The sequence below is a fragment of the bacterium genome, assembly GCA_028821235.1.
GTDB lineage: Bacteria > Actinomycetota > Acidimicrobiia > Spongiisociales > Spongiisociaceae > Spongiisocius.
Genome location: JAPPGV010000121.1, coordinates 1 through 2455 on the forward strand (window position 1 = coordinate 1; position 2455 = coordinate 2455).

Annotated in this window: 3 protein-coding genes; all 3 read left to right on the forward strand. The window is 68.2% G+C overall.

The features are described from left to right. Positions 1 to 899: DMT family transporter (locus OXK16_12620; GenBank protein MDE0376787.1), on the forward strand; the 899-nt coding region annotated here is incomplete at its 5' end. Positions 900 to 933: 34 nt separating this feature from the next. Further along, positions 934 to 1152 carry a hypothetical protein gene (locus tag OXK16_12625; protein MDE0376788.1) on the forward strand — a complete coding sequence of 73 codons (219 nt, stop codon included), beginning with the start codon at positions 934 to 936 and terminating at the stop codon, positions 1150 to 1152. 34 nt (positions 1153 to 1186) lie between these two features. Further along, the gene (locus OXK16_12630) at positions 1187 to 2026 is read left to right on the forward strand and encodes a DMT family transporter (GenBank protein MDE0376789.1); all 840 of its coding nucleotides are present in this window, start codon (positions 1187 to 1189) and stop codon (positions 2024 to 2026) included. Positions 2027 to 2455: the final 429 nt, after the last annotated feature.

The following is a 2455-nucleotide window of genomic DNA, read 5'->3' on the forward strand; positions in this document are numbered from 1 at the left end:
GCCTGTCCCGCCCCGCGTTCGGGTTGTTGATCACCACGGTCGGCGTCCTGATCCTCAGCGGCGAAGGCGTCCTGATCCGGTTGATCGAGGTCGATTCGTGGACGCTGCTGCTCCTGCGGGGGGTGCTGGCGGCCCCCGGCCTGTTCGTGTTCTTCCTGGTGATGGAGAGGCGCGGGTGGTGGGACCAGCTGCGGTCGATGGGGATGGCGGGCCTTCTCGCCGCGGTCCTGTTCGCGATCGACAACGTAGGCTTCATCTATTCGATCACCCACACATCGGTGGCGAACACGTTCCTCCTGATCAGCCTCAGCCCGCTGTTCGCCGCGTTGTTCACCCGCATGGTGCTGCGCGAGACGGTGCCGAGGCGCACCTGGATGGCGATCGCAGGCGGGGCCGTGGCCACCTCGATCATCATGCTCGGCTCGCTCGTGGAGGGCGACCTCCCCGGCACGCTCGCCGGTCTCGTGGCGGCGGTGGCGCTCGGCGGGACGCTGGTGGTGCTCCGGGCGCGCCCGCACCTCAACCTGGTCCCTGCCGTGGCGCTGGGATCGGCGCTGGGGGCCCTGGTCGGCCTGCCCGCTTCCAGCCCCTCCTCGGCCAGTGCGCAGGACTGGGTGTACCTCGTGGCCTTGGGCCTGTTCCTCGTGCCGGTGGCCTTCGGCCTCATCTGCACCGGCCCCAGGTACATCCCGGCCGCCGAGGTCGCACTGTTGCTGTTGCTCGAGACGGTGCTGGGGGCATTGTTCGTGTGGATGGCGGTGGGGGAGGTCCCCAGCCTGGCTACCGTGGTGGGCGGGGTCGTGCTCATCGCGGTGCTGGCGGCGCACTCCGTAGCGACCCTGAGAAGCCTCGACCTGGCCGCCGGCCACACCGACCGGGAGGTCCACGATTCCGGGTAGGTTCTCCCGTCTCTCCGATCCGGCCAAGGGTCTGGTGATCACGTCAGCCGGGGTCATCATCCTGAGCGTCCAGGGTGTCCCGATCCGGTTGATGGACGTGGACGCATGGACGCTGGTGTTCGTGCGCGGCGTCCTGTCGGCGCCGGGCCTGTTCGTGTTCTTCCTGGTGCTGGCGGCGCATTCCATTGCGACCTTGAGGAGCCTCGACTTGGCCGCTCGCCCGACTGGCCGGGGGGTTCACGATTTCGGGTAGGTTCTCGCGTCTTTCCGATCCGGCGAAGGGTCTGTTGATCACGTCTGCCGGGGTGATCATCCTGAGCGTCCAGGGTGTGCCGATCCGGTTGATGGATGTTGATGCGTGGACGCTCGTGTTCGTGCGCGGGGTCCTGTCGGCGCCGGGCCTGTTCGTGTTCTTCCTGGTGATGGAGAGGACGGGATGGCGGGGTCAAATGCGGGCGATGGGCCTGGCCGGAGTGATCGCGGCGCTTCTGTTCGCCCTGGACAACGTGATGTTCCTCTACTCGATCACCCACACCTCGGTGGCGAACACCCTGCTGATGATCAGCCTGAGCCCGCTGTTCGCGGCGCTGCTGACCCGCATCGTGCTGCGGGAGATGGTCCCGCGGCGGACCTGGCTCGCCATCGGGGGAGCGACCGTTGCGACGCTGGTGATCCTGCTCGGCTCGCTGGTCACGGGAGACCTGCCCGGCACCCTGGCCGGCCTCGTGGCGGCCATAGCGATCGGCGGGACGCTGGTGGTGCTCCGGTCCCGGCCATCCCTGAACCTGGTCCCGGCGGTGGCACTCGGAGCGGGCCTGGCCGGTCTGATCGCCCTGCCGCTCGCCAGCCCGGGCTCGGCGGACTCAAGGGACTGGGTGATGCTGGTGCTGGTCGGCGTCCTCATAGTGCCGGTGGCGTTCGGCCTGATCGCCACCGGACCCCGATACATCCCGGCACCCGAGGTGGCCCTGCTCCTGCTGCTACAGACCGTGCTGGGCGCCCTCTGGGTCTGGATAGCCGTGGGCGAGGCGCCGCACGGCGCCACCCTGGTGGGAGGCCTGATGCTAATCGCGGTGCTCGCCATACATTCCGTCGCCACGCTGAGAACCCTCAACGCAGACGGCTAGTGCCCTGTTCCGGGAGTTCCTCATCCGTACCCCAAAAACCACGAGAACGCGAAAATCGCGGGAACACGCCCCTCCCCGGCGGGCCCATCCCCCAGCCACCACCTCCTTCGGTCCGAACGCGTTCCGCTATCCCCTGGCGGGTCCGCTCCCGAATTGATCCCGGTTCCGGTTCCCTCGACGTCGAACAGCAGGAAACCGGTGGTGTTTGTGACTGCCGGCCATTATGCGGCGGGTCTGTGACGCGTTCAACCCCCTTGTCCGGGCACCGGGCCCACACCGCACCCGACCAGAGGGGTGCGCCGACGGGCGGGTAGCCAAGGCCTGGCAGGCCCGGATGATCGGGCGTGACGGCCTCGCAGGACCAACCTATCGGCGCACCCTCTTAGCCTGAATCCACCGGTAGGGTCTGGTGGGTTGGTGGGTGGATAG